This is a genomic window from Methanothermobacter sp. CaT2, assembly GCF_000828575.1.
Classification (GTDB): Archaea; Methanobacteriota; Methanobacteria; order Methanobacteriales; family Methanothermobacteraceae; genus Methanothermobacter.
On the sequence record NZ_AP011952.1, the window covers coordinates 1,655,337 to 1,678,556 of the forward strand.

At 48.7% G+C, this 23,220-nt stretch carries 25 protein-coding genes; 18 read left to right on the forward strand and 7 right to left on the reverse strand.

Annotation, left to right across the window (positions count from 1 at the left end; all coding sequences use genetic code 11):
* Positions 1-36 precede the first annotated feature (36 nt).
* Positions 37-759: a TrmJ/YjtD family RNA methyltransferase gene (locus tag MTCT_RS08615; protein WP_048176382.1), complete on the reverse strand. Its 723-nt coding sequence runs from the start codon at positions 757-759 to the stop codon at positions 37-39.
* A gap of 11 nt (positions 760-770) precedes the next feature.
* Positions 771-2,240, reverse strand: coding sequence for a fumarate reductase (CoM/CoB) subunit TfrB (gene tfrB, locus MTCT_RS08620; RefSeq protein WP_048176383.1), 1,470 nt, complete (start codon positions 2,238-2,240; stop codon positions 771-773).
* Between the two features lie 218 nt (positions 2,241-2,458).
* Here tfrB and iorA point away from each other — a divergent pair, with 218 nt between their 5' ends.
* Positions 2,459-4,315 carry an indolepyruvate ferredoxin oxidoreductase subunit alpha gene (gene iorA, locus MTCT_RS08625; protein ID WP_048176385.1) on the forward strand — a complete coding sequence of 619 codons (1,857 nt, stop codon included), beginning with the start codon at positions 2,459-2,461 and terminating at the stop codon, positions 4,313-4,315.
* Positions 4,312-4,902, forward strand: coding sequence for an indolepyruvate oxidoreductase subunit beta (locus MTCT_RS08630; RefSeq protein WP_048176386.1), 591 nt, complete (start codon positions 4,312-4,314; stop codon positions 4,900-4,902). Before iorA ends, MTCT_RS08630 begins: the two co-directional genes overlap by 4 nt.
* Before the next feature lie 68 nt (positions 4,903-4,970).
* Here the strand turns inward: MTCT_RS08630 and MTCT_RS08635 are convergent, their stop codons facing one another.
* Both MTCT_RS08635 and MTCT_RS08640 read right to left on the reverse strand, forming a co-directional pair.
* The gene (locus MTCT_RS08635) at positions 4,971-5,402 is read right to left on the reverse strand and encodes an ACT domain-containing protein (protein ID WP_013295251.1); all 432 of its coding nucleotides are present in this window, start codon (positions 5,400-5,402) and stop codon (positions 4,971-4,973) included.
* A gap of 14 nt (positions 5,403-5,416) precedes the next feature.
* Positions 5,417-6,718: a phenylacetate--CoA ligase gene (locus tag MTCT_RS08640; protein WP_013295252.1), complete on the reverse strand. Its 1,302-nt coding sequence runs from the start codon at positions 6,716-6,718 to the stop codon at positions 5,417-5,419.
* A gap of 113 nt (positions 6,719-6,831) precedes the next feature.
* Here MTCT_RS08640 and MTCT_RS08645 point away from each other — a divergent pair, with 113 nt between their 5' ends.
* Positions 6,832-8,412, forward strand: a complete 1,581-nt coding sequence (locus MTCT_RS08645) for a sodium:solute symporter (RefSeq protein ID WP_048176387.1) — start codon at positions 6,832-6,834, stop codon at positions 8,410-8,412.
* A gap of 15 nt (positions 8,413-8,427) precedes the next feature.
* Positions 8,428-8,619, forward strand: coding sequence for a symporter small accessory protein (locus MTCT_RS08650; protein ID WP_013295254.1), 192 nt, complete (start codon positions 8,428-8,430; stop codon positions 8,617-8,619).
* Between the two features lie 259 nt (positions 8,620-8,878).
* Here the strand turns inward: MTCT_RS08650 and MTCT_RS08655 are convergent, their stop codons facing one another.
* Entirely contained in the window at positions 8,879-10,774 is a 1,896-nt protein-coding gene (locus MTCT_RS08655; protein ID WP_048176388.1) for a YhgE/Pip domain-containing protein, read from the reverse strand.
* A 148-nt stretch (positions 10,775-10,922) separates the two neighbouring features.
* Here MTCT_RS08655 and MTCT_RS08660 point away from each other — a divergent pair, with 148 nt between their 5' ends.
* Together MTCT_RS08660 and pyrE are read left to right on the forward strand one after the other, a co-directional pair.
* Positions 10,923-11,156, forward strand: a complete 234-nt coding sequence (locus MTCT_RS08660) for a PRC-barrel domain-containing protein (protein WP_013295256.1) — start codon at positions 10,923-10,925, stop codon at positions 11,154-11,156.
* Between the two features lie 133 nt (positions 11,157-11,289).
* Positions 11,290-11,835 (forward strand): orotate phosphoribosyltransferase, encoded by a 546-nt coding sequence (gene pyrE / locus MTCT_RS08665; protein ID WP_048176390.1) that lies wholly within the window; start codon positions 11,290-11,292, stop codon positions 11,833-11,835.
* Positions 11,836-11,988: 153 nt separating this feature from the next.
* Here the strand turns inward: pyrE and MTCT_RS08670 are convergent, their stop codons facing one another.
* Positions 11,989-12,519: a molybdenum cofactor biosynthesis protein B gene (locus MTCT_RS08670; protein WP_048176700.1), complete on the reverse strand. Its 531-nt coding sequence runs from the start codon at positions 12,517-12,519 to the stop codon at positions 11,989-11,991.
* Between the two features lie 41 nt (positions 12,520-12,560).
* On the opposite strand from MTCT_RS08670, the gene MTCT_RS09380 reads away from it, so the two are divergent.
* The 12 genes from MTCT_RS09380 (at position 12,561) to mtnA (ending at position 22,157) form a co-directional block, all read left to right on the forward strand.
* On the forward strand, positions 12,561-12,725 hold the full coding sequence (locus tag MTCT_RS09380) for a hypothetical protein (RefSeq protein WP_158498100.1): 165 nt from the start codon (positions 12,561-12,563) through the stop codon (positions 12,723-12,725).
* A gap of 366 nt (positions 12,726-13,091) precedes the next feature.
* Positions 13,092-13,589 carry a type II toxin-antitoxin system VapC family toxin gene (locus MTCT_RS08675; RefSeq protein ID WP_048176392.1) on the forward strand — a complete coding sequence of 166 codons (498 nt, stop codon included), beginning with the start codon at positions 13,092-13,094 and terminating at the stop codon, positions 13,587-13,589.
* Positions 13,590-13,620: 31 nt separating this feature from the next.
* The gene (locus MTCT_RS08680; RefSeq protein WP_048176394.1) at positions 13,621-14,742 is read left to right on the forward strand and encodes a DUF2117 domain-containing protein; all 1,122 of its coding nucleotides are present in this window, start codon (positions 13,621-13,623) and stop codon (positions 14,740-14,742) included.
* 22 nt (positions 14,743-14,764) lie between these two features.
* Complete coding sequence (locus MTCT_RS08685) at positions 14,765-15,751, forward strand: methanogenesis marker 2 protein (RefSeq protein WP_048176395.1); 987 nt, start codon at positions 14,765-14,767, stop codon at positions 15,749-15,751.
* A gap of 10 nt (positions 15,752-15,761) precedes the next feature.
* Positions 15,762-17,303, forward strand: a complete 1,542-nt coding sequence (locus tag MTCT_RS08690; RefSeq protein ID WP_048176396.1) for a methanogenesis marker 3 protein — start codon at positions 15,762-15,764, stop codon at positions 17,301-17,303.
* Complete coding sequence (locus tag MTCT_RS08695; RefSeq protein ID WP_052457435.1) at positions 17,278-17,724, forward strand: methanogenesis marker 6 protein; 447 nt, start codon at positions 17,278-17,280, stop codon at positions 17,722-17,724. Before MTCT_RS08690 ends, MTCT_RS08695 begins: the two co-directional genes overlap by 26 nt.
* 11 nt (positions 17,725-17,735) lie before the next feature.
* Positions 17,736-18,107, forward strand: coding sequence for a DUF2111 domain-containing protein (locus MTCT_RS08700; RefSeq protein ID WP_048176400.1), 372 nt, complete (start codon positions 17,736-17,738; stop codon positions 18,105-18,107).
* Entirely contained in the window at positions 18,104-18,550 is a 447-nt protein-coding gene (locus tag MTCT_RS08705; RefSeq protein WP_048176402.1) for a methanogenesis marker 5 protein, read from the forward strand. Before MTCT_RS08700 ends, MTCT_RS08705 begins: the two co-directional genes overlap by 4 nt.
* Positions 18,543-19,781 (forward strand): methanogenesis marker 15 protein, encoded by a 1,239-nt coding sequence (locus tag MTCT_RS08710; protein WP_048176404.1) that lies wholly within the window; start codon positions 18,543-18,545, stop codon positions 19,779-19,781. The genes MTCT_RS08705 and MTCT_RS08710 overlap by 8 nt, the downstream gene beginning before the upstream one ends.
* A 1-nt stretch (position 19,782) precedes the next feature.
* On the forward strand, positions 19,783-20,340 hold the full coding sequence (locus tag MTCT_RS08715; RefSeq protein ID WP_052457437.1) for a methanogenesis marker 17 protein: 558 nt from the start codon (positions 19,783-19,785) through the stop codon (positions 20,338-20,340).
* A 4-nt stretch (positions 20,341-20,344) separates the two neighbouring features.
* Entirely contained in the window at positions 20,345-21,211 is an 867-nt protein-coding gene (gene nifB / locus MTCT_RS08720) for a FeMo cofactor biosynthesis protein NifB (protein ID WP_048176406.1), read from the forward strand.
* 16 nt (positions 21,212-21,227) lie between these two features.
* On the forward strand, positions 21,228-22,157 hold the full coding sequence (gene mtnA, locus MTCT_RS08725; protein ID WP_048176408.1) for an S-methyl-5-thioribose-1-phosphate isomerase: 930 nt from the start codon (positions 21,228-21,230) through the stop codon (positions 22,155-22,157).
* A 45-nt stretch (positions 22,158-22,202) separates the two neighbouring features.
* On the opposite strand, the gene MTCT_RS08730 is transcribed toward mtnA, so the two are convergent.
* The gene (locus MTCT_RS08730; RefSeq protein WP_048176409.1) at positions 22,203-23,219 is read right to left on the reverse strand and encodes a class I SAM-dependent methyltransferase family protein; all 1,017 of its coding nucleotides are present in this window, start codon (positions 23,217-23,219) and stop codon (positions 22,203-22,205) included.
* Between the last annotated feature and the right edge of the window lies 1 nt (position 23,220).

Genomic DNA, 23,220 nt, shown 5'->3' on the forward strand with positions numbered 1-23,220 from the left:
AAGTAAACCGAAAAACAGACCAAGACCTCCTGAACCTTATTCTTTAATCCTGTTTTTTATTCTCCGGAGGACACCCTTAAGTGTATGGGCCTCCCTTGCTGTTATGAAGGCCCTCCCGGTCACATTCCTGAACACTCTCGAGGCAACCCTCTCCTTGTGTGGTGGAATGTCAATCAATGAGAGTATCTCGTCCATCTCATCCACGAGAAGTTTTTTTTCAACTCCTGAGGCCTCCTCAAGTCCTTCGCAATCAAAATCTCTTTTTTTGAATATCTCATAAAATATTATTGCGGCGGCGTGGGTTATATTCATTATGGGGTATTCACTATCTGTGGGGATACTCACCACCATGTCGCATAGGCCGAGTTCCCTGTTTGAGAGCCCGTCCCCCTCACGCCCAAAGAGGATGAAGGTCCTTGAGGAGGGGTTGATGGATGAGGCGAGCCGGGATGGTCTCAGGGGTATTCTGTCAACGTTGTAGCTCCCTCCAGGCACACCTGTTGTCCCAACAAGAAAGTCAGGTTCAAGTTTTTCCATCATCTCATCAAGGGTCTGGTAGATGATGGCATCCTCAACAAGGTCCCTGGCATGCATTGCCTGGTAATAGGCCTCATCCTCAAGGCTGCAGGGGTTTATTAGGATTAGATTTTGAAGGCCGAAGTTTTTCATGGCCCTCGCAAGGAAACCCACATTTCCAGGGGTTTCAGGTTCCACAAAGACGACTCCAATGTTTCTGGAGAGGAGCTCGTAAACTTCCATATCCAGCCCCCTCAATCGTCAGAATAGGCCATGTCAAGGAGTTCAAGGATGTTCATAACCTTCACGTCCCCAAGACCCTCTTTCTCAAGGGAATCCTTGATATGGAGCTGGCAGAAGGGGCATATTGTTATCACGGCGTCAACATTGAGTTTGCGTATCATCTCAGCCTTCTTCCTTCCCAGGCTTTCGGCTATCTCAGGTTTACCGGATTTCACACCCCCACCTGATCCACAGCACTGCCCCTGTTTTTCCATTTCAACAAATTCAAGGCCGGGGATGCTGTTAAGTATCTTCCTTGGTTCCAGTTTAACGCCCTGGCCCCTCAAAAGGTGGCAGGGGTCATGGTAGGTCACCCTCATGTTGACCGGCTTCATTTTAATGTCGTCAATCCGATCCGCCAGGAATTCGCTGATGTCAAGTACGTTCAGTTTAACGCCATAACGGGGATAGTCCTTCTTGAGGGTGGCTCCGCAGCCAGCACAGACTGTTATTATGGTATCATACCCCTCGAGGGCCCTCCTGTTTCTCTCAACAAGATCCTCAACAATATCGAGCTGTCCTGTCCTTATCATGGGTGATCCACAGCACACCTGACCATCAGGGACGTCAACCTCGAAGCCGTGTTCTCTCAGCACCCTCAGAAGTGCCATTCCAACCTCAGGCATCCTGTAGTCGACCAGGCAGCCTGTGAAGAACCCTATCCTTGAGCCTGGGTTCTGCCCCACTGATTCAATGAAACCCTTTCCTATACGGTCAACGGATCTACCTGTCTCTGAAATGAGTTTTTTGATCTTTCTGTGGGCATCGAGGGGTCCTGCGCCCTCTCTGCATGCCATGGCCCTCAGTTTTTCAATTGCATCCCCTGGTACATTGAGTTCCTTGGGGCATACCTCGGCACATTTACCGCAGGTGGTACAGCAGTAAAGTCCTTCCTCCACACCCCCAGCGGCTCTTTCGGCCTCATCACGGGGATCGAAGGCAAATTTTGATATGTACCTCATGAAGTAGGGTCCCGCATACTCTGTGCTCTCCTTTATAACAGGGCATGAACTTATACAGGAGAAACACTCTATGCATCCCCTCAGTTTCTTGGTGTCCTGGTAGTCCTCTGGTTTGATCCTCTGGATGCCCCTGGCTTCTGACTGGAGGTAGAGGCCCATGGCCCTCACCTTATCCTCTATTTCGCTCCTGTCAACCATAAGGTCCTTTATAACCGGGAGGTCCACCGGCTCAATAACGGCACCATCCTCCACCTCGGCCCTGCATGCCAGGACAACCTCCCCGTTCATCTTAACAGCACATGAACCGCACTGCCCTGCCCTGCATGAGCTTCTGAAGGCAATATTGGCATTATACATTTTATTTATAAGCTGAAGGGCATCAAGAACCTTCATTTTTTCCTTTGAAGGTATATCATAACTTTCAAGATGTGGTTTCTCATCTACACCGGGTTCAAACCTTAAAACCTTAACATTTATCATTTTTATCTCCGCACCGAATCATGTGAAGAAATTATTTAGAATTAACTGAATCCTAATTGTTCATGGTCCATATTAAGGTTTGTGATTCCAACTGATAAATTTTTTATAAAATGTTAATAGATGTATTCTGAGTACGGTTGCTATGTGTACTGACAGGATGTATCGCCTTGCAGGTCATCCACAGCAGAGTACTTAAATTATTACTCCGAGGTGATTTCATGGAACTGGATGATATCCTTGACGCCGGAAGGGGCGATAGATTATTCTTACTTGGCAACGAGGCAGCGGTGAGGGCTGCGATAGAGTCGGGGGTTGGTGTAGCAAGCACCTACCCCGGGACACCGTCATCAGAGATAGGAAATGTCCTATCAAAGATTGCGAAGAGGGCAGGGATCTACTTTGAGTTTTCGATAAATGAGAAGGTGGCACTTGAAGTCGCAGCAGCAGCCGCTGCATCGGGGGTCCGTTCATTCACATTTATGAAGCATGTGGGGCTGAATGTTGCATCAGACTCATTCATGAGTGTCGCATACACCGGTGTGAGGGCAGGGATGGTTGTCCTATCAGCAGATGACCCCTCGATGTTCTCATCACAGAATGAACAGGATAACAGGCACTATGCACGCCTCGCATGGGTTCCACTCCTCGAACCCTCAAATCCACAGGAGATCCTTGAATACATGAATCATGCCTTTGAACTCTCTGAGGAATACAGGATACCGGTACTTTTAAGGACCACAACCAGGGTCTCACACATGAGGGGAGTTGTGGAGGCTGGCGAGAGAAGGGCTGAACCAGTGAAGGGGTTTTTCAGGAAGAATCCAGAGCAGTTTGTACCTGTACCTGCAACCGCAAGGGTGATGCGCAGGGAACTTGTTGAGAAGATGAAGAAACTTAAGAGGGTTGCAGACACCTCAGAACTGAACAGGGTACTCAATGAGGACTCTGAATCTGATCTGGGAATAATTGCATCTGGAGGGGCTTTCAACTATGTATACGATGCACTCCAGACGCTTGGACTTGATGTCCCGGTCCTGAAACTGGGATTCACCTACCCCTTCCCTGCGGGACTTGTAGCCGACTTTCTCTCTGGACTTGAAAGGGTGCTTGTTGTTGAGGAGGTGGACCCTGTAATGGAGAAGGAGGTCCTTGCAGTCGCAACATCAGAGGGCCTTGATGTTGGGGTCCATGGAAAACTGGACGGCACACTCCCTGAGATATATGAGTACAGTGAGGACATAGTTAGAAGGGCCATTTCAGGACTCACAGGAATCAAAAGCCATGAAAAGGGAATAGAAGCGCCTGGGTTACCTGAAAGACCCCCTGCACTCTGCCCCGGATGTCCCCACAGGGCCATGTACTATTCGGTGAGGAGGGCCGCCTCTGAACTCGGTATTGAGGGGGAGGATCTCATATTCCCCACCGATATCGGGTGCTACACCCTTGGGATAGAGCCCCCCTACTCTGCAGCAGATTACCTCCTCAGCATGGGGTCCAGTGTGGGCACCGCCTGCGGGTTTTCGGCTGCAACATCCCAGAGGATAGTTTCATTCATAGGGGATTCAACCTTTTTCCATGCAGGTATACCGCCACTCATAAATGCTGTCCACAACAGGCAGAGGTTTGTCCTGGTTATACTGGATAACAGGACAACTGCAATGACCGGCGGACAGCCACACCCGGGGCTCCCGGTTGATGGGATGGAGGAGGAGGCCCCTGCCATACCCATAGAGGATATCGCCAGGGCCTGCGGTGTTGAATTTGTGGAGACCGTTAACCCCATGAACATAAGGAGATCCTCTGAGACCATCAGGAGGGCCCTTCAGCACGAATCTGTGGCGGTGGTTATATCCAGATACCCCTGCATGCTATCTGAGGGTGCTGTCCGCGGAAGGTCGGTGAGGGTTGATGAGGAGAAATGTGACCTCTGTCTTGAATGCCTCAGTGAACTTGCCTGTCCAGCGATGGTTGAGGAGGATGGAAGGGTCTTCATAGATCCCCTCTACTGCAGGGGATGTACCATATGCCTCCAGATATGTCCAGCAGGAGCCATAAAACCGGAGGGAAAAAGATGAGCTACAACATTTATGTGTGTGGTGTTGGCGGCCAGGGGATAATAAAGACATCCGTTATAATCGGTGAGGCCGCCATGAATGAGGGAATGAATGTTGTCATGAGTGAGATCCATGGGATGGCCCAGAGGGGTGGTGCTGTCTCAACGGAGATAAGGTTCGGTGATGTGAGGGGTTCCATCATACCGCAGGGTGAGGCTGACCTTGTAATAGCCTTCGAACCCCTTGAGGCCCTGAGGGCACTTCCCAAAATGTCCAAAGACGCCTGTGTAATTGTGAATACATCAAAGATACCACCATTCAACCTGATAAAAAGTCCACACCCCTATCCTCCCCTGGAAGAGATAATTAAAACTCTCGAGGAGAATGCAGGAATGGTGAGGAGCTTCAATGGGGAGAAAATCGCTGTGGAGGCCGGTCACATACTATCACTCAACATGGTTATGCTGGGCGCCGCAGCGGCCACCAGCGGGTTTCCAGTGGGTAAAGAGACACTTATAGACTCCATGACGAATAACCTGCCCCCAAAGTTGATGGAAGTGAACCTGAGGGCATTCCATGAGGGGTTTGAAGCCGTTAATTGTGAGTGACTTTAAAGGATAGATGGTGTGGATATCCTCGGATGTGTGGTCGTTGATGGTGACTGATGGTTAAGGGTTTAGAGGATGTAGATATCCTCAGATGAAAGTACGGGGATCCCCGCATCCTCAAGTGCCCTTATACCCTCATCAACATCCTCTGTCCTTATAACTACAACTGCCTTTTCCCCCTTTTTCTCAACGAAGGCGTAGATGTATTCCACGTTTATATCCCTCTCTGTGAGCACACCCAGTATACCGTCAAGTCCTCCGGGTTCATCAGGTACCTCAACGGCTATAACATCGTTGACCCTTACCACGAAGTTCTTCTTCTCAAGGGCTTTCCTTGCAGCTTCGGGATCCGAAACTATCATCCTCAGTATCCCAAATTCGGATGTGTCCGCAATGGAAAGGGCCCTTATGTTTACACCCTCCTCTGAAAGGGCGTGAATGGCATTTTTCAGCCTGCCCTTTCTGTTTTCAAGAAAGACTGATATCTGCTTCAGTTTCATTTAAGGCACCTCCATTAGTCAAATTTCCTCTTATCTATTACCCTTATGGCTTTACCCTCACTTCTTGGAAGGCTTCCCGGTTCCACAAGTGTGACGTTAACACGCAGACCTATTTCACTGTGTATATGCTTCTCTATCATCCTTCTGGCCTCTTCCACATGTTTAACCTCATCGGAGAAGAGTTTGGGGGACGCTTCAACCTGGACCTCAAGCTCATCCAGAAACTCGGGCCTTGTGACCACTATCTGGTAGTGTGGTTCAAGACCCTTTATCTTGAGGAGGGCCCTTTCGATCTGTGATGGGAAGACAATGACACCCCTGATCTTGAGCATGTCGTCGCTTCTACCTGTTATCCTGTCCATTCTCACAAGGGTACGGCCGCATCCGCATTCATCGTTCCTGAGGGCTGTTATGTCCTTTGTCCTGAACCTGAGGATTGGCATACCCTCCCTTGTGAGTGTTGTGAGTACCAGCTCCCCCTTCCTGCCATAGGGGAGTTTCTCTTCTGTTTTCGGGTCTATTATCTCCGGGTAGAAGTGGTCCTCAAAGATGTGGAGGCCGTTCTTCTCGGTACACTCCTGGGCGACGCCTGGGCCTATTATCTCTGTGAGGCCATAGATGTTGAGGGCGGTGAGGCCCAGCCTTTCCTCTATGGCATTTCTCATTTCTTCGGTCCACATCTCGGCACCGAATATGCCTGATTTGAGGTTCAGACTTTCAATGTCGACGCCCTCCTTTTCAAGGACCTCTGCAAGGTAGAGTGCATAGGAGGGTGTGCATGTTATTATTGTGGTCCCGAAGTCCTGCATTATCTCGATCTGCCTCTTGGTGTTACCCGCTGAGATTGGGATGACGGTCGCCCCGATCTTCTGCGCCCCGTAGTGGACACCAAGACCCCCTGTGAAAAGCCCGTAGCCATAGCAGTTCTGTATACGGTCCTTCTTTGTTGCCATCCCCATGGTCAGGGATCTCGCCATGACCTCAGACCATATTTCAAGGTCCCTCCTGGTGTAACCGGAAACAACTGGCTTACCGGTGGTCCCTGATGATGTGTGGACCTCCACTATATCCTCATCTGGCACTGCAAACATCCCGAAGGGGTATGCGTCCCTGAGGTCATTCTTTGTGGTGAAGGGCAGCTTCTCTATATCATCCAGTGTTTCTATGTCCTCTGGAAACACCTCTAAATCGTTTAAACGTTTGTTGTAGTATGGCACGTTTTCATAGGCTCTTTTAACTGTCTCCTGCAGTCTCCTGAGCTGTAATTCCTGTTTTTCTTCCTGACTCATGCATTCTGCTTCAGGGTTCCATATCATTTTGATCTCCTTTGAATGTGATTCTCTCAGTTTTCTTTCTGTAAAGACTTATATGTTAATTATCATTATCGTTAATTATAAATTGTAACTGATAAACGTAAGGAGGATGTTGAATGGATTTTCTGGTACTGGGTATCGTTGTTCTCGTCTACTTCCTTCTTGTGGGCTACGTTGGTTATGTGGCCTGGAGGAGGACGGAGACCTCAGAGGACTACATGGTGGCCGGTAGGAAGACCCATCCTTACATCATGGCCATGAGTTACGGCGCCACGTTTATAAGTACGGCGGCGATTGTGGGTTTTGGTGGTATGGCCGGTGTGTTTGGGATGGGTATACTCTGGCTGGTGTTTCTCAACATACTTGTGGGTATTTTCATTGCCTTTGTGTTCTTTGGTAAGCGCACAAGGAAGATGGGTCATAACATGTCTGCCCTCACCTTCCCGGAGTTCCTGGGGAGGAGGTTCAATAGCAGGTTCCTCCAGTCATTTGGGGGGGCCATAATATTCCTGGGAATGCCACTCTACGCATCAGTTGTCCTTATAGGGGCCGCAAGATTTATTGAAACTACCCTCGGGCTTAACTTCAACATAGCCCTCATCCTGATGGCTGTTATTGTTGCTGTTTATGTCGTGCTGGGTGGTATACGTGGTGTGATGTATACTGATGCCCTTCAGGGTACCATAATGTTCCTGGGTATGATTTTCCTGGTTGTGTCAACCTATTACATTCTTGGTGGTGTGGTGGATGCTCATCAGGCCCTCACCAGCATTTCTCATCTGGTGCCTGCCAAGGCCAGGGCTCTGGGTGCAACTGGCTGGACCAGCATGCCTGTTTATGGCAGCCCCTACTGGTGGACCCTCCTTTCAACCCTTATCCTTGGTGTGGGTGTGGGTGTCCTTGCCCAGCCACAGCTAATAGTGAGGTTCATGACGGTGAGGTCCAACAGGGAGCTCAACAGGGGTGTTCTGATAGGCGCACTCTTCATATTCGTGATGACCTGGAGCGCCTATGTGGTCGGGGCCCTTTCAAACGTTTACTTCTTCAAAAAGGCAGGTGTAATTGCCCTTCAGGCTGCTGGGGGAAATGCGGATAAGATAATACCTGTCTTTATCAATTCTGCCATGCCTGAGTGGTTCTCCTATATCTTCATGCTGACCCTGCTCTCTGCCGCAATGTCCACACTCAGCGCACAGTTCCATGTGCAGGGTACAGCCATAGGAAGGGATGTGTATGAGACCATAAGAAACAGGAAGGGCGAAAGGTCAGTCCTCATAGCAAGGGGCGGTATTATCATTGCGGTTCTGATCGCGGTTGTTCTGGGCTACCTGCTGCCAGGGAGTATAATTGCCCAGGGGACGGCTCTCTTCTTTGGTATTTGTGCCGCTTCCTTCCTGTCGGTTTATGCTGCGGCTATTTTCTGGAGGAGGGCCACCCGTGAGGGCGCGATTGCAGGTATGGTTTCAGGTGCCATCGTGAGCCTTTTATGGCTTCTTTTCGAGTATAAGAAGACTGCGGAGGCCCTGGGGGTTGCTAATGCCCTATTTGGGGGTCCTGTTGTTTCTTCGATGCCCTGGCCTGTTGTTGACCCGATACTGATTGGGGTGCCTGTCTCGGCGATCTTCATGGTTGTTGTGAGTCTTCTTACTGAGCCACCGTCCCGTGAGCATGTTGAGAGGTGTTTCGAGGGAGTCTGATGTGGAGGTTCTGTGATGGTGCTTGGTATACCTGATCCCTGGGTCTGGAGTGCTTACCTCCTCTGCATCCTTGTGACGGTTTTCTGTGTCCTTTATGGTATTGTGAACTGGAACCGTGGCGGTGAGGATGAGGAGGAGCAGATAATGGAGGAACTCCAGTGGGAGGAAGAAGAGAAGAAGATGGAAGAGGATGAACTGGGCCTCTAGGCCCCATATTTTATTTATTCGGCCATTATTTTGAAATCATTGTCATGGTTTGCGCATTATCTCTTAAAGACAGCTTTTCTGTTAAAAATTCTGAAATCCTCGGGATATGTTCAGTAAATTCTCTTAAAAACTCCTTTTAATTCTTTTAAGAATTTCGAAATCATTCACAGAATATGAACAATATTTCTCAGAACAACTTTAATTCTGTTAATAATCAGTGATCAGGCCTATATGGCAAAATAAAAATAAAAAAGTTTAATTAGAAAAGACCGCTTTCTTCTAGTTTGCTCTCCATCCAGTGGGCCCTTTTATCCATTTTCTCCTTTACAAGTACCGTGATAAGGAAGGTCACCACTGGGAAGAGGGCAAGAAGTGCAATGTTCTTCCAGTAGATACTCCAGATCACACCAGCGACCACCTCCCTCAGAGCACCCACAGCGTAGGTGAGCGGGAGGTACGGGTGGATTGCCTGGAAAAATGGTGGCAGGAGTTCAACAGGGAATATGCCCCCTGTACCCGTGATCTGAAGCACCAGAATTATTATTGAGAGGGCCTTTCCTGCGTTCCCCAGGGCAGATGTGAGGGAATAGATTATGAGCATGGAACAGATGCTCACATAGAGGGCTGTCAGCAGAAACAGCAACGTCCCTGTTATCTGCACCTGGAGGAGCAGAGCGCCGGCTGCAACAACAAGGGCCTGACAGATGGCTATTATGAGGAAGAGCCCCATCCTTCCAAAGTACACCTGTATGCTGCTGTATTCACCATACTTCACCCTCATGCTTATCATTGCAACTGCGATAATACCTCCTATCCAGAGGGATATTGGTATGTAGAAGGGTGCAAGCGCGGATCCGTAATTCTTCACAGGGTAGATGTGCTCCTTCTCCATCTTCACAGGGCTTCTGAAGTATTCCCTCACAGCGGAAGGATCAATGTCAGCCAGCCTCACAAGGCTGTCGAGGTCATCCTCACTGATCATGCCAAGCTTTCTGTGGGCATCCTGAATCGCTGACCGCATAACTGGCCACTTGGAGTTTGCAATGCCCAGTTTTGATGACGCATCCCTCATGGCAGCATCTATCTGTGCCCTGTTATCCATGAGCCTGTTCAGTGCACTGTCCATTTTGTTTAGGGATTCTCTGAGCTTCACAAGGCGTTCTGTGGTCCCCTTTGTTTTGAGGTCTGTCTCTATACCCTCAAGTATGCCCAGAACTGAGCTGGCCTTCTGGATATTGGCGTCTATCTGGTCCATCGCTGTTTTTAACTTAGGATCCCCGGTGGCGGAATATAAACTGGCAAGAACAGCCTTCAGGTATTTCATTGAGGTAATGGCCTCTGAGAGATGGGACTCCATGGACTGGACTGTTGATAGGGCCTTAGCAGGGTCTTTTCCAATGTAACTCTCCAGTAGACTGTATTTCTCCTTCACAAAGTTTGCGTTTTCCTGAATTTCTGGCAAATCACTCTTCAGCCCTGACCAGATGTTCTGCCCCTTTTCAAGGTCTGAATTTGCTGTGCTGAGGGTTTCATCGATTTTACCAAGGTTTCCATTGAGTTCGCTGATGAATTTCTTTGTCCTGAGGATATCATCCCTGTTTGCCCTTGCCAGTTCACCGGCACTGCTTATCTTACCGAATATTATCCCGTCAATGGTCTTAACGACTTCACTGTTTATCTTTGCCTGAAGTGCATCTGCCCCTGCGTTCGTTATTCGTGGAGCCACAGGGTTCAGCTTGTCATTCACTATGTACTCAATGCTGGCCTGCCTGGGGGTGCCGTTCTTGATGGACAGGAGGTCTGAGCTGAAGTTTCCGGGTATTATGAGTACGGCGTAGTAGTCCCCCTCCCTGAGTCCATTCATGGCCTCTGAACGATCAACGAACTGCCAGTCGAAGTTTCTGTTATTTCTGAGTTCATCCACAAATTCCGCACCAACATTGAGCTTTTCACCCTCGAAATTCACTCCCCTGTCCTCATTGACCACCGCAACCTTGATGTTGGATGTCTTTGAGTATGGGTCGAGGGTTGCCTGTATGTTGAAAACTGCGTACAGTGCCGGGATACAGATAATCACTGCAATGACGAATAGCACCACAGGACTGTTTTTAACGGTCTTGATGTCATTCCAGAATATTTCCAGGGCTTTTTTCATTGGTTTTATGCCTCCAGAGAATAAAGTATATTCATGTAAGAAAAAGAAGATAATGAATTTCATTATATAAAAAGGTTTTGGTTCAGCGCATTTAAAATTTTAAATACCCATGAGAACAATAATAATACAGTGACTGAATGGTGGTACCATGAGGATAGTTGAAGAAATAATCGGCAAAGAGGTTCTTGACAGTTCCGCAACGGTGATAGGCAAGGTAAAGGACGTTGAGGTTGACATAGAATCCCAGACAATAGAGGCACTCGTTCTTGGAAAGGGTGGAATATCAGAGGGTCTTGGGCTATCAAAAGGCGAGACAATAGTTCCCTACGAGATGGTTAAAAAGATAGGGGACAAGATACTCCTAAGGGGCGGCGAGGAATAACAGGGTGAAGGTCCTTGCAGCTTAAGGGGATCTGCGGCCTCTGTGGCAGGGCGGACTTTCTCCACACCTGCAGGCTATGCGGATCAATGGTATGTTCAGGTTGTTACAGCGCCGAACTGGGGGTCTGTAAATTATGCAGGTCAAAGATCAGGAGAAACTCAGAGAGACACTCATAAAACTTCTTTCAGAGAGAAATGTCATTCAGAGGGGTAAGTTTGTCCTCTCATCAGGCAGAGAAAGTGATTATTACGTTGATATCAAGCGAGCTATAACCGACCCTGAGGTCCTTGATGTGATAGCGAGGCTCATAAAGGGTGAGGTGGAGGGTGCAGACAAGATTGCGGGCCCTGCCCTGGGCGCGGTCCCCATTGCAACTGCAGTGTCCCTTTACTCCAGAAAGCCCCTCCTCATGATAAGAAAGGAAAAGAAGGGTTATGGAACATCAAAACTCATTGAGGGTGAACTGAACACCGGTGAAAGGGTCGCTGTTGTGGAGGACGTCACAACAACCGGAGGATCACTTCTACGGGCCGTGAGGGCGATCCAGGAAAATGGAGGGGTGGTTGAGAAAACATTTGTTGTGGTTGACCGTGAGGAGGGGGCGGTTGATGAATTCAAAAAGAGGGGTATTGAACTCATACCCCTGATATCAGTCTCTGATTTCAGGGATGATCAGTGATTAATTAGTCTTATTTTTTGAGTTCCTGATGGAGGATCACCATATCCTATTTTTGAGAAAACGTGGTTCATTAATTTCCAGAATTATAAGAAATATAGTATTAAGGGACATTCACAGTGATGCAATTCCTTGAACATCTTTAAAAAGGCATATTCATTCCCTGAGGTGCTTAACAAGGTGACCGAGTTCAGGGACAGCAATTTGAATTCCAAGTTCCACCGCGTTCGGTGACCCTGGAAGTGCAAATATCAGTGTTTTTCTGTATACACCCGCCGTTGCCCTGCTGAGTATCGCCCCTGCTCCCAGCTTTTTAAATGAGAGGTACCTGAATATCTCACCGAAACCATCCAGTTCCTTTTCAAAGATACCCCTTAGGGTCTCCACTGTTATGTCTCTACTTCCGATTCCTGTGCCACCGGTGGTAAATATAACGTCAGCACCCTTATCTATCATATCATCAACTGCAGATAGAAGTTCATGTCTGTCATCGGGTATTATCCTGTATTCCTTAACAGAGTAACTTTCAGACAGTGCCTCCATGAGTTTTCTGCCTGATAGGTCACCTTCAGGTATTTCACCGGTTTTTCTGAATTCCTCATATTTTGAATCACTGAGGGTGATGACACCGCAGATTATGTCCTCTGGAGCCAATCTCCTGTGCTCCTCCATGCTGGAACTTTTCATATCAATCAACCGGTATCTTAATAATAAATTGTGGATGTAACATGCTATTTATTGTGGGTGCAATTTATAAGTCTTTTGGTTTTTCTGTAAGCGAAAGTGAGTATATCCACGTTTCTGACAAGGAGAGAAAAGTAATAAAAATTTATGGCGGTTTGGTCTGGGTAGGGTTTGATATTGGATTGGAGGCGGTTTCAATTCCAATTTAAAAGACCAGAATAAGTTTAAAAGTCCTGGACCCTACCCGTTTACTATATATTAACACCACTATTTATAAAGTTTTCGTTAGATTGGTTCAACCGTTCTCAAGGACCTTTAAGCGCATTTAAGGGTTTTTAAACCATCTAAACATGAAAATAGCTGTTTTAATTTACTTTACAGAACTTCATGGTAATACTTTTTTACACCTGCCCGATTATCTGCATGGTCGGTTGATGGGGTGTATCTGGGGTTCTTCCACAGGAAAAGCCCCAACCCGCCACTTCCCCATGCGAGGGTAAATTTATTACCATGCTTCACCAAACTGAAAAATGGAAACTTATTATATTATAATCCCTGATTAATACGTGGTCTTAATGAAGAGGGTTCTTGATGCATCTGCATTCATAAACGGATACATACCTGAGGGCACTGAAAACTACACAGTGAAGTCTGTAACAGATGAGATAAGGGACTTCAAATCGGCCATGGTCCTTGAGAGGGCACTCAGTGATGGCAGACTCAGAATAATGGAACCTGACCCTGAGAGCATGAGGGAGGTGGATGAGGTCACCAGCAGATCAGGGGATGCCATGAGACTGTCCAGTACAGACAGGGAGGTTATAGGACTTGCCGTTTCACTCAAAAAGAGGGGAGGGGTAACTGTAATCACCGATGACTATACAATACAGAACACCCTCAGAATTCTTGGAATAGATTTCAGCAGTGTCCTCACATCAGGTATAAAGGAGACCTATCAGTGGAGGAAGATATGCACTGGATGCAGGAGGGTGTACCCTCAGGACTACCAGTTTGGGGAATGTGAGATATGTGGCTCAGAGATAAAGAAGAAAAGATACAGGTCCCGCCGTTAGAGGGGATCTTGCAGGAAGCTCAGGTGATCTTATGAGGATAGGCGTGGTTGTCCACGGACCGCAGATAGTTGATTCAGGATACGCAGCAAAACTCATAGATTTTCTAAAAAAATATGGGGAGGTCAGGGCAAGACTCGGGGGCACAATGGGGCGGACCGCGGTCTATGACGCCCACCTTGAGGATGTTATAGACATATCAGAGAAGAGACTCCCAAGTGAATCGGTTGACCTCTTTGCAGATGAGGGAGTTGACATTGTTGTCCTTATGAACTACGGAAAATCCCGTATCACAGGGCACGGATTTGGATACAAGGTTTTCCAGAGATCAGAAAAAAAACCGCCAGTTGTTCAGATAGAAAGACCAGGCGAACCCGATGGAAGTGTTGTGGCATGGAAGAGGGAGGCCGAGCCATTCGCAGAGAAACTGGCACGTGAACTTGAACTCGAAATGGTGGATCCAGAGGAGGTATGCAGGGAGATCTTCCATGGAGAACCATGCGGTGAACAGAAGCCTGACAGAAGGGAGTACCGGAGACTCGTGGGTGTCTCAGAGAATGAGAACATATTCGTAAATGGTATAGTTGTGGGTGTCTCAACGTCAGACGACGTCACCCTTGTTGCAGAGGATGGTGTGATCACTGAGATAATAGGGGGGAACATAAAGGAACACGGTGTTGAAAAACTTGGAAGGGTTAACCTCAAGGATGCGGTTGTAAAGACAGGACTTCTCCGCCGCTCCGAGGTAAGACCCAGAAAGGTGAAGGTAAGGAAAAATAATAAAAAGAAGTACCGGGTTTCGTTCTTAAACCACGCAGCAGAGGACATATACACGCTTCATGACTCTGATCTTGTTGTCACGGTTGGAGATGATACAACGCTCGTGGCTGCAGATATACTCTATAGATTCGATGTTCCCATAATAGGGATAACAGACGGTGATATAGATAGGGTGGTTAAGAAGGGCTTCAAATGCGCAGATTCGATTATAATAGAGTTTGATGGGGGATGGGACGATATAGTTGGCGAAAGAATCCACAGGGAGCTCTTCAGGGGTAAAAACACCATTGAAACCCATGATTTGGAAACTTTTAAAAGGGATTTACTACAGATTATAGATAATATAGGTGCAAGCTACACCGTGAGATACACCTAAACCGATAAAAAGAGGTGTGGAATTGGATTTAGATGATATCATCCATTCCCTTAAAAATTTTGAGGGTGTAACAAGAAAACGGCCAATAAGAAATATAGTTTCTATTCTTAATGATGCATTCAGTGTCTCGGGGAAAACACATCTCGGTTACGGTGATGACGCATCGGCCATCAGGATCGGAGACGGAAAACTTCTTTTACTGGCAGCAGATGGAATATGGGGGCGTCTGATGGAGGCTGACCCCCACTGGGCCGGTTACTGTTCTGTGCTTGTTAATGTTAACGATATTGCAGCCATGGGCGGCAAACCCGTGGGCATGGTCAATGTTCTCTCAATTAACTCACGGGAGACCTGTTACAGTGTGATGGAGGGTATAAGGGAGGGGGCAGAGAAGTTCGGTGTCCCAATGGTAGGGGGCCACGTGCACCCTGACACACCCTACGACGCACTTGATGTTTCAATTGCAGGTATAGCATCTGAGGATGCTCTCATAACAAGCTGTGACGCAGAACCCGGCGACAGGGTTATAGTGGGCATAGACCTCGATGGAAGGCCACACCCCTCATTTCCCCTGAACTGGGACACAACCACCCATAAAACACCTGAGGAGGTGCAGTTCCAGATTGAGGTAATGTCCATCATCGCAGAGAGAAAGCTGGTAACTGCAGGTAAGGATATAAGCAACCCGGGGACACTTGGAACACTGGGGATGCTACTTGAGGCATCGGATGTGGGTGCATGGGTGGAACTGGAATCAATACCACGTAACAGATCAGTTAGGTGGGAGGACTGGCTTCGAATGTACCCTGGCTCAGGTTTTGTGCTGACGGCACGCCCAGAAAATGTTGCTGAATGTATTGAACTACTCGAGTCTGCCGGAATAACCGCATCAGACGCAGGGGAGATAGTATCCGAAAGAAAACTCCACTTAGTCCATGATAATGATGAAAGGGTCCTCTTTGACTTTGAAAGGGACATCATAACAGGTGTGATAGAAGAAAAAATATGAGGGAGATCTGATGTTTGTTAAGGTTAATGGACTGGATGTTGAACTCCCGGAGGGGGCCACAGTGAGGGATGCCATCGATGCTACAGGGGCCCCCTATGTGGAAGGCGCCCTTGTGGGCCTCATAAGCGGCACAAGGGAACTTGAAAGGACAATAGACACATACCGGATCAAAACAACAGCAGGAAGCATCCTGATTGAACTGCTCCCTGAGGAAGCACCTGAAATCGTTGAGACATGGAGGGAGGTCTACAGCAACCTTGAAAACCTCCGTATAAGGTGGACAACCCCATCCGAGATTTCAATGGGACCCCTGAAAACAGAACTGGAGCCGTCAAGGAAGGAATTCTTCTACGACGAGAATGAGGTTATAATGAGCCTCTCAGGGTTCAGCCCGGATTCAACCCATATAATAATCTCCAGGGACCCCCATTCATCAGTATACGGCGCCCCAGCTGAGAACAGGGGTGTTTTTGCAAGGGTAACCGGAGGGGGAAGAACCATTGAGCGGCTGACAGACCGCGACGTGATAAGGTCAGTGGAACCAGTTGTTGAGAGAAAAAGCATAGTTGAGAGCGCCGCAGTGACAGACCTTGAAACACCACTTGAGGATGGAAACCAGATATTCACCTACGTTAAGGTAAAACCATCCCACGAGTCCCCCCAGTCTGTTGAACACTTCTTCACAATGGTGGAGGAGGGGAAACTGAGGGTCGACTATGAGGCCAACTCATTCATAGGTTTCTACTCCCTTCAGGGGATAAAAAAGGATCCTGAAAAAATAGCAAAGAGAAACAGGGGCACAGTGACCCTTCGAAACACTGGAAGGGGCGCTGGAAGGGTTTACATATACAGGGAGGACAGGGTTTCAACACCATCCCACAACCTCATAGGAAACGTTACAGATGGAATGGAACTGGTGGATATAGCAGGGGAAGGGGACCACATCACGGTGGAGTGCGAACCCGGTAGGATAATGACAGTCTCCATGACCCAGAAGGATGCAGAGGAATACCTTAAAGGGTACGGTGTTGAGCAGATAAGGGACGGCATAATGCTTGACGATGCGATCGTTGTGGCCCAGGACCCACCCTACACCATGGACATACTCAAGGAGGGAAAGGTCAGAACAGTGGGCATAGAGGCCGATAAAATCCTGGAGGTTGAACTGGACCCTGGTGCGCCAAGGTCCTCATGGTACTTCCGCAGACTCACAGGCCTCATCGACACACCCATCGGATCCCTCAAGGTACACTTCGCCTTCCCAGGCATGAAGGTGGTGATGTTTGAGGGTGACAGATCCCTGGCAAAGGGCCTTGTACCGGAGAAAACACCTGCAAACTGCGTTAAAAAGGGCAGCATTGGCATAACAAACATGTCAAGGAGACACATAGGTATGGTTGGTGTTAGACTCGAGGACAACGATGAATACGGCCCAACAGGGGAACCATTCAACGGCACCAACATAATAGGCAGAATCACAGAGGGCCTTGAGAATGTTGAAAAATTCAAAGAGGGGGACACGGTGTATGTCCGGGAAAGAAAAAAATCATGAGGAATCAACAAGAATGATAATACTTGGGCCGTCATCAAGGCTGAGCTCATCGGAACTTGTCCAGAGGCTCCACCTCCTTGGACTGCCACTGACCATAAAATCAACATGTTACGGTGCGCTGGTGCATGGGGACACAGAGACTGTGAGGGAGGCTGTCAGAAAAATACGCAGCCTGGACCCGGCCAACATATTCACAAAGGAGAGGGGGTTCCCACCTGGGGACCCCCGGAGATGCAGAGGACACAGAGGAGCAGCAAGGGAGGGTTACCATCAGCTTGAAAAGGAATTCAAACTACTCGGATATGTGGGCGAGGCCCTTGAAAGGCCCCAGAAGGCCGAACCCGAAAAAAAGGAGAAGGTTTCTGTTGATGAATTCCGCGATGTAGTTGAGAGGAGTCTGAAATCCAGACAGAAAACATAGGGCTGATTGAAATGAAAATAACTTCATCATCCACTGGAGAGGAACTCAAGGAACTTGGAATGTGTATACATGAACTTGTAAGTCGTCTTCCCCTCACAATAAGGAGCCGGGAAGCAAAGGGTCTTCGAATAGAGGACGGCAAGGTGATCGATGACAGCTACACAGGACCCGTACTTGAAAAGGTCCTTGAATCAGGTGAGATAGCAAGGGAGACACCTGAGAGGGGACCCTACAAGGGAATACCCGTGGTCGTGGTACCCCTGAAGGAGAATGGCGAGGTACTCTGTGCGGTGGGAATCGTTGATGCCACAAAGGGCCTCTTCACAGACATGGTTGAAATAGCCAGAAGACCCCAGGAGGGAGACAGGGGGGAATTCTATTGAAGATAGCGATATTTCCACCAAATTCACTTATACTTGCAGATCTTGTTGAAAGAAGGGGACATGAACCCCTTGTAATCCAGAAAGAAATCAGGGAGAAGGTTACAGACCCTGAAATCGATTCACCACCCTTCAACATAACCGAGGAGGACCCGATAAGGGGCCTGAAGTACGCGGCAATAGAGGTTCCCTCAGGTGTAAGGGGGAGAATGGCAATCCTAGGGCCCCTCATAGAGGAGGCGGATGCCGCCATAATAATGGAGGAAGCCCCCTTTGGTTTTGGATGCATAGGATGCGCAAGGACCAATGAACTCTGCGTATTCCAGCTCAGGAAGAAGGGCATACCCACACTTGAACTGAAATACCCCACAACAAGGGAAGAGACAATAGATGTGGTTAACAGGATAAACAAATTCCTGGACGAACTGGAGGCTCAAAATGGTTAAAATAGCCCAGATTTCATGTGGAACCGACTACAGCGGTGTTCAGAAGGAAATTGAAAAGGCAGCGAGGACTTTTGGGGCCGAAATAGTGATCCCCGAGGCGGACCTTGACTACATAGACGAGGCCTATGAAAAATTTGGGTTCAACTGTGCCAGTTCAAGCATAAAACTCATGATAGCAAGGGCAATGTCAATCGTTGAGGGCAAAACAGATGCCGACGCGGTTTTCATAGCAACCTGCTTCAGGTGTGCAGAGGGGGCCCTTGTAAGGAACGAGATAAGGAGGTTCATACAGCAGAACACAAGGCTTCCAGTTGTAACCTACTCATTCACAGAGAGAACAAAGGCCGATGAACTGTTCATACGTATGGAGGCGCTCTCAACAATAGTGGCAAGGAAAAGCATACTTGCAAGGGAGAAACAGGAGGGCCTAACCCTTGGAATCGATTCAGGTTCAACAACCACCAAGGTAGTGCTGATGGAGGATAACGAGGTTATAGGAACAGGATGGCTTCCCACAACAGATGTCCTTGGCTCCGCAGAGAAGGGCATAGAGGAGGCCCTCGCAGGTACAGGTTACACGCTGAAGGACCTGGATGGGATAGGAGTTACAGGTTACGGCAGGTTAACCATAGGGAAACATTACGGGGCCGACCTCATACAGGAGGAGCTCAGTGTGAACTCCAAGGGTGCAGTGTTCCTTGCAGACCACCAGAAGGGGGAGGCAACGGTCCTGGATATAGGTGGTATGGACAACAAGGTCATAACCGTCAACGATGGCATACCCGACAACTTCACCATGGGGGGTATCTGCGCCGGTGCATCAGGACGTTTCCTGGAGATAACAGCCAGGAGGCTTGGAGTGGAGATAGATGAACTTGGAAGCCTGGCAATGAAGGGGGACTACCGGAAGGCGATGCTCAACAGTTACTGCATAGTCTTTGGTATACAGGACCTTGTAACCGCACTTGCAGCGGGAGTTTCAAGGGAGGATGCAGCAGCCGCGGCATGCCACTCGGTGGCCGAACAGGTATATGAGCAGCAGCTCCAGGAGATAGATGTGAGGGAACCCCTCATACAGGTGGGTGGAACATCCCTTATAGAGGGCCTTGTTAAGGCGGTAAGTGATATCTTGGGTGGTATCGATGTCATCGTACCCCCATATTCACAGCACATAGGCGCAGTTGGAGCGGCCCTCCTTGTTTCTGGAATGAAAGACATCAGTGAGGGTTAAAATGGGGATAAATGTTGAGTGCTACGACCCTAGGGGTGCAGAGGTCTATGAGATAATAGCCCGCCAGGTTCTCCAGGATCTCCAGCTTGCAAGGGCAGTTGATGACCTGAGGATATGGGTTGATCCCAGGGAGCCGGTCTTCATCATAGTGGTTAAGACACAGAGGACCTCTGAGCCGATTTACCTTGAGGACATGGCTGAGATGGAGGTTGATAAGGCCACCGGAGCAGTCCACCTGAGGATAAGGGACGAGACGTACCTTCCACAGCTACTTGAAAGGCTCTGGGAGACACAGGGACGTGGAAGGGTACGGCAGCCATCCCGATTTGAGGTGGTGGTGGAGGACCCCATCTCTGATATCAGCGGAATGACGGTCCACGACCCCTCAATGAACCTGAGGAAGAGGGTCTACGATGCAATATTCCGTATAATACCAGAGGGATTCCGGGTTATAAGGGACCTTTCAGAGGATAACATAATAGCCCTTGTATGTACCGATGAGGTGCTCAGGGATGAATGGATTTTAAAGGCCAGGGAGATAATAGACGATATGAGGTGAAAACATGCCTGACCAGAGACAGACACGCTTTGCCCACATAACAAAGGCTCACCCTTGCTTCAATGAGAAACTGCACGACAGGGTTGGAAGGATCCACCTGCCCATCGCACCCCGCTGCAATATTCACTGCAAGTTCTGCACAAGGGATATCAGTGAATGCGAAAACCGGCCAGGGGTCACTGCAAGGATCATGACAGCCGAGGATGCAGTAAAGCACGTTGAGAAGGTTAAGAACGAGATGCCCATAAGTGTAATAGGGGTCGCAGGACCCGGCGATGCCCTTGCAAATGAGGAGACCTTCGAGTTCTTCAAAAAGGCCAGCAAGAAGTTCCCGGACCTCCTAAAATGCCTCAGCACCAATGGCCTGCTCCTTCCAGATAAGGCTGATGAACTGGCAGAAATTGGTGTTAACACAGTCACAGTAACCGTGAACGCCATTGACCCTGACATAGGTGAGAAGATATACTCCTTTGTTATCTACAAGGATAAGGTCTACCATGGAAGGGAGGCCTTCGAGGTTCTCTCAAGGAACCAGCTTGAGGGTATAGAGAAACTTGCAGAGAAGGGTATCATTGTTAAGGTCAACAGTGTACTCATACCAGGCCTCAACGATGAACACATAGTCGACATTGCAAGGGAGGTTAAAAAGAGGGGAGCCTCCCTCATGAACGTTATACCACTCATACCGATGGGTGAGATGAAGGACTACCCACGGCCAACCTGTGAGGAGATCGAGAGGGTCAGGAACGAGGTTGAAAAGATAATACCCGTGTTCAGGGCATGCACACAGTGCAGGGCAGACGCCTACGGCATTCCAGGCAAAAAGGGCGCCGACAAGCACCTTGACATGACACCAGCGAGCCACTACTGAAAATCCCGTGATAACCATGAAGACACTGGAATGGAAGGACAACCGGCTCATCCTTATAGACCAGAGAAAACTTCCCGATTCACTGGAGTACTTTCAGTGTGAAAACTACCGGGACGTCATATACGCAATAAAAAACATGGTTGTAAGGGGCGCCCCGGCCATTGGGGTAACAGCAGCGTTTGGAGTCGCCCTGGCAGACCTTGCAGGCGAGGATGCTGAAAGAGCTGCAGAGGAGATAAAGTCGTCAAGGCCAACCGCAGTGAACCTTTTCTGGGCAGTGGACCGTGTAATGAAATCCGGGTCCCCACTTGACGAGGCCCTGAAGATCTACAGGGAGGATATGGAGACCAACAGGGCCATAGGGGCTCACGGGGCCAGCATAATCCATGATGGAGATACAATCTTAACCCACTGCAATGCAGGCGCCCTTGCCTGTGTTGACTATGGCACGGCCCTGGGTGTTGTGAGGGCCGCCAGGGATCAGGGAAAGAATGTGACTGTTATATGTGATGAGACAAGGCCAGTGGGACAGGGCGCCCGTTTGAGTGTCTGGGAGATGCAGCAGGAGGGCATACCTGTTAAACTGATAGCGGACGTTGCAGCGGGATACCTCATGCAGAGGGGAATGATAGATAAGGTTATAATAGGCGCTGACCGTGTGGCAGAGGGCGGTGTGGCAAACAAGATAGGGTCACTCATGGTTGCACTCTCAGCAAAACGGTTCAATGTACCCTTTTACGTTGCAGCACCCCTCAGCACCTTTGACAGGGAAAATTCAATTTATGATGTTGAGATCGAGGAGAGGAGTCCCGAAGAGGTCCTCTATTATGGCGGCTGCAGGATAGCCCCGGAAAATACCGAGGTCATCAACCCTGCATTTGACATAGTACCCTCTGATCTTATAGACGGCATCATAACAGAGGAGGGTATAGTGGATCCATTGTGATTTCAGCTTTTTATTTTTATGTGGTATGCTGGATTCGTTCTGATCTCACCTCTTTTTTATTCTTGCGTCGATACCGATATGCCATACACCTGGACTCCTTGACTTCACCCTTCTCCTATCCAGGATCTCCACTTTGAATGGTGCCGCGGCGTCCCTCAGGCGTTTCACAGGGGTTTCGAAGTCCCTTGAAAATTCATAGTAGTGTATGATGCCCCCATCCCTGACTGCCCGGATGGCGTCATCAAGAAATTCGCAGGCAGTTCCCGGGAGATTCATGATCACATGGTCTACAAAGCACTCCTTATCCTTCAGGAACTCCCTCACATCACCCTCAACAGGGACTATGATATCCTCTGCCCGGTTCAGATGGGCATTTTCTCTGATGTAACCGACGGCAGCGGGGTTTATGTCAACAGCGTATATCCTGGATGCCTTCCCATGCCTTGCAACTGCAACTGCAAAGGGCCCGGCACCTGCAAACATGTCAAGGACAACCTCCCCCTCCTTCACCTGCCTGGCAACGATTTCCCTCTCATTGGCAAGGCGGGGGCTGAAGTACACACTCCTTATATCAACCTTTATACGGCTCCCGTACTCCCTATGGACGGTTTCAGATACAGGAGAACCTGAGATGAGTTCAAGGTCCCTGGTCCTTGTAACACCCTTCACCCCACTCCTCTTCATGTACACGGCACTCCGCCCCGTGAATTTAAGGGCGGCCTCACCTATTGCATGCCTGTACTCATGGAGCTCCTCAGGTATCTCAAGGATAACGGTATCCCCTATTATATCAAAGGACCTTTTGATGGATGCAAGCACGTCCTCAGGGATACTGGATTTCAGCATATCAGTAAAACTTCTCGGGGAGCGTTTACTTCTCTCAAAAACATCATCGATGACCTCAACATCATCAAATTCCCCTGCAACCCCGGTGTCGATCACCGGTATGTAAACATGGCTTTCATTCCTCTTTATCCTGTAATCCCTGTTAAGGAGAGACCTCTCAGTTAAAATCCTGATTATGTCATTGGCCTTTTTCTTTGGAACCTTTAAACCCTTCATT

Coding starts and splice junctions, on each gene's coding strand:
- MTCT_RS08630 (WP_048176386.1), top strand. CDS start 4,312: ATGAGCTACAACATTTATGTGTGTGGTGTTGGCGGCCAGGGGATAATA.
- pyrE (WP_048176390.1), top strand. CDS start 11,290: ATGCAGGTCAAAGATCAGGAGAAACTCAGAGAGACACTCATAAAACTT.
- MTCT_RS08645 (WP_048176387.1), top strand. CDS start 6,832: ATGGATTTTCTGGTACTGGGTATCGTTGTTCTCGTCTACTTCCTTCTT.
- MTCT_RS08690 (WP_048176396.1), top strand. CDS start 15,762: ATGTTTGTTAAGGTTAATGGACTGGATGTTGAACTCCCGGAGGGGGCC.
- MTCT_RS08710 (WP_048176404.1), top strand. CDS start 18,543: ATGGTTAAAATAGCCCAGATTTCATGTGGAACCGACTACAGCGGTGTT.
- MTCT_RS09380 (WP_158498100.1), top strand. CDS start 12,561: ATGCTATTTATTGTGGGTGCAATTTATAAGTCTTTTGGTTTTTCTGTA.
- MTCT_RS08655 (WP_048176388.1), bottom strand. CDS start 10,774: ATGAAAAAAGCCCTGGAAATATTCTGGAATGACATCAAGACCGTTAAA.
- MTCT_RS08640 (WP_013295252.1), bottom strand. CDS start 6,718: ATGATATGGAACCCTGAAGCAGAATGCATGAGTCAGGAAGAAAAACAG.
- MTCT_RS08635 (WP_013295251.1), bottom strand. CDS start 5,402: ATGAAACTGAAGCAGATATCAGTCTTTCTTGAAAACAGAAAGGGCAGG.
- MTCT_RS08615 (WP_048176382.1), bottom strand. CDS start 759: ATGGAAGTTTACGAGCTCCTCTCCAGAAACATTGGAGTCGTCTTTGTG.
- MTCT_RS08700 (WP_048176400.1), top strand. CDS start 17,736: ATGAAAATAACTTCATCATCCACTGGAGAGGAACTCAAGGAACTTGGA.
- MTCT_RS08730 (WP_048176409.1), bottom strand. CDS start 23,219: ATGAAGGGTTTAAAGGTTCCAAAGAAAAAGGCCAATGACATAATCAGG.
- mtnA (WP_048176408.1), top strand. CDS start 21,228: ATGAAGACACTGGAATGGAAGGACAACCGGCTCATCCTTATAGACCAG.
- MTCT_RS08660 (WP_013295256.1), top strand. CDS start 10,923: ATGAGGATAGTTGAAGAAATAATCGGCAAAGAGGTTCTTGACAGTTCC.
- MTCT_RS08695 (WP_052457435.1), top strand. CDS start 17,278: ATGTCCGGGAAAGAAAAAAATCATGAGGAATCAACAAGAATGATAATA.
- nifB (WP_048176406.1), top strand. CDS start 20,345: ATGCCTGACCAGAGACAGACACGCTTTGCCCACATAACAAAGGCTCAC.
- MTCT_RS08680 (WP_048176394.1), top strand. CDS start 13,621: ATGAGGATAGGCGTGGTTGTCCACGGACCGCAGATAGTTGATTCAGGA.
- MTCT_RS08670 (WP_048176700.1), bottom strand. CDS start 12,519: ATGAAAAGTTCCAGCATGGAGGAGCACAGGAGATTGGCTCCAGAGGAC.
- tfrB (WP_048176383.1), bottom strand. CDS start 2,240: ATGATAAATGTTAAGGTTTTAAGGTTTGAACCCGGTGTAGATGAGAAA.
- iorA (WP_048176385.1), top strand. CDS start 2,459: ATGGAACTGGATGATATCCTTGACGCCGGAAGGGGCGATAGATTATTC.
- MTCT_RS08675 (WP_048176392.1), top strand. CDS start 13,092: ATGAAGAGGGTTCTTGATGCATCTGCATTCATAAACGGATACATACCT.
- MTCT_RS08650 (WP_013295254.1), top strand. CDS start 8,428: ATGGTGCTTGGTATACCTGATCCCTGGGTCTGGAGTGCTTACCTCCTC.
- MTCT_RS08715 (WP_052457437.1), top strand. CDS start 19,783: ATGGGGATAAATGTTGAGTGCTACGACCCTAGGGGTGCAGAGGTCTAT.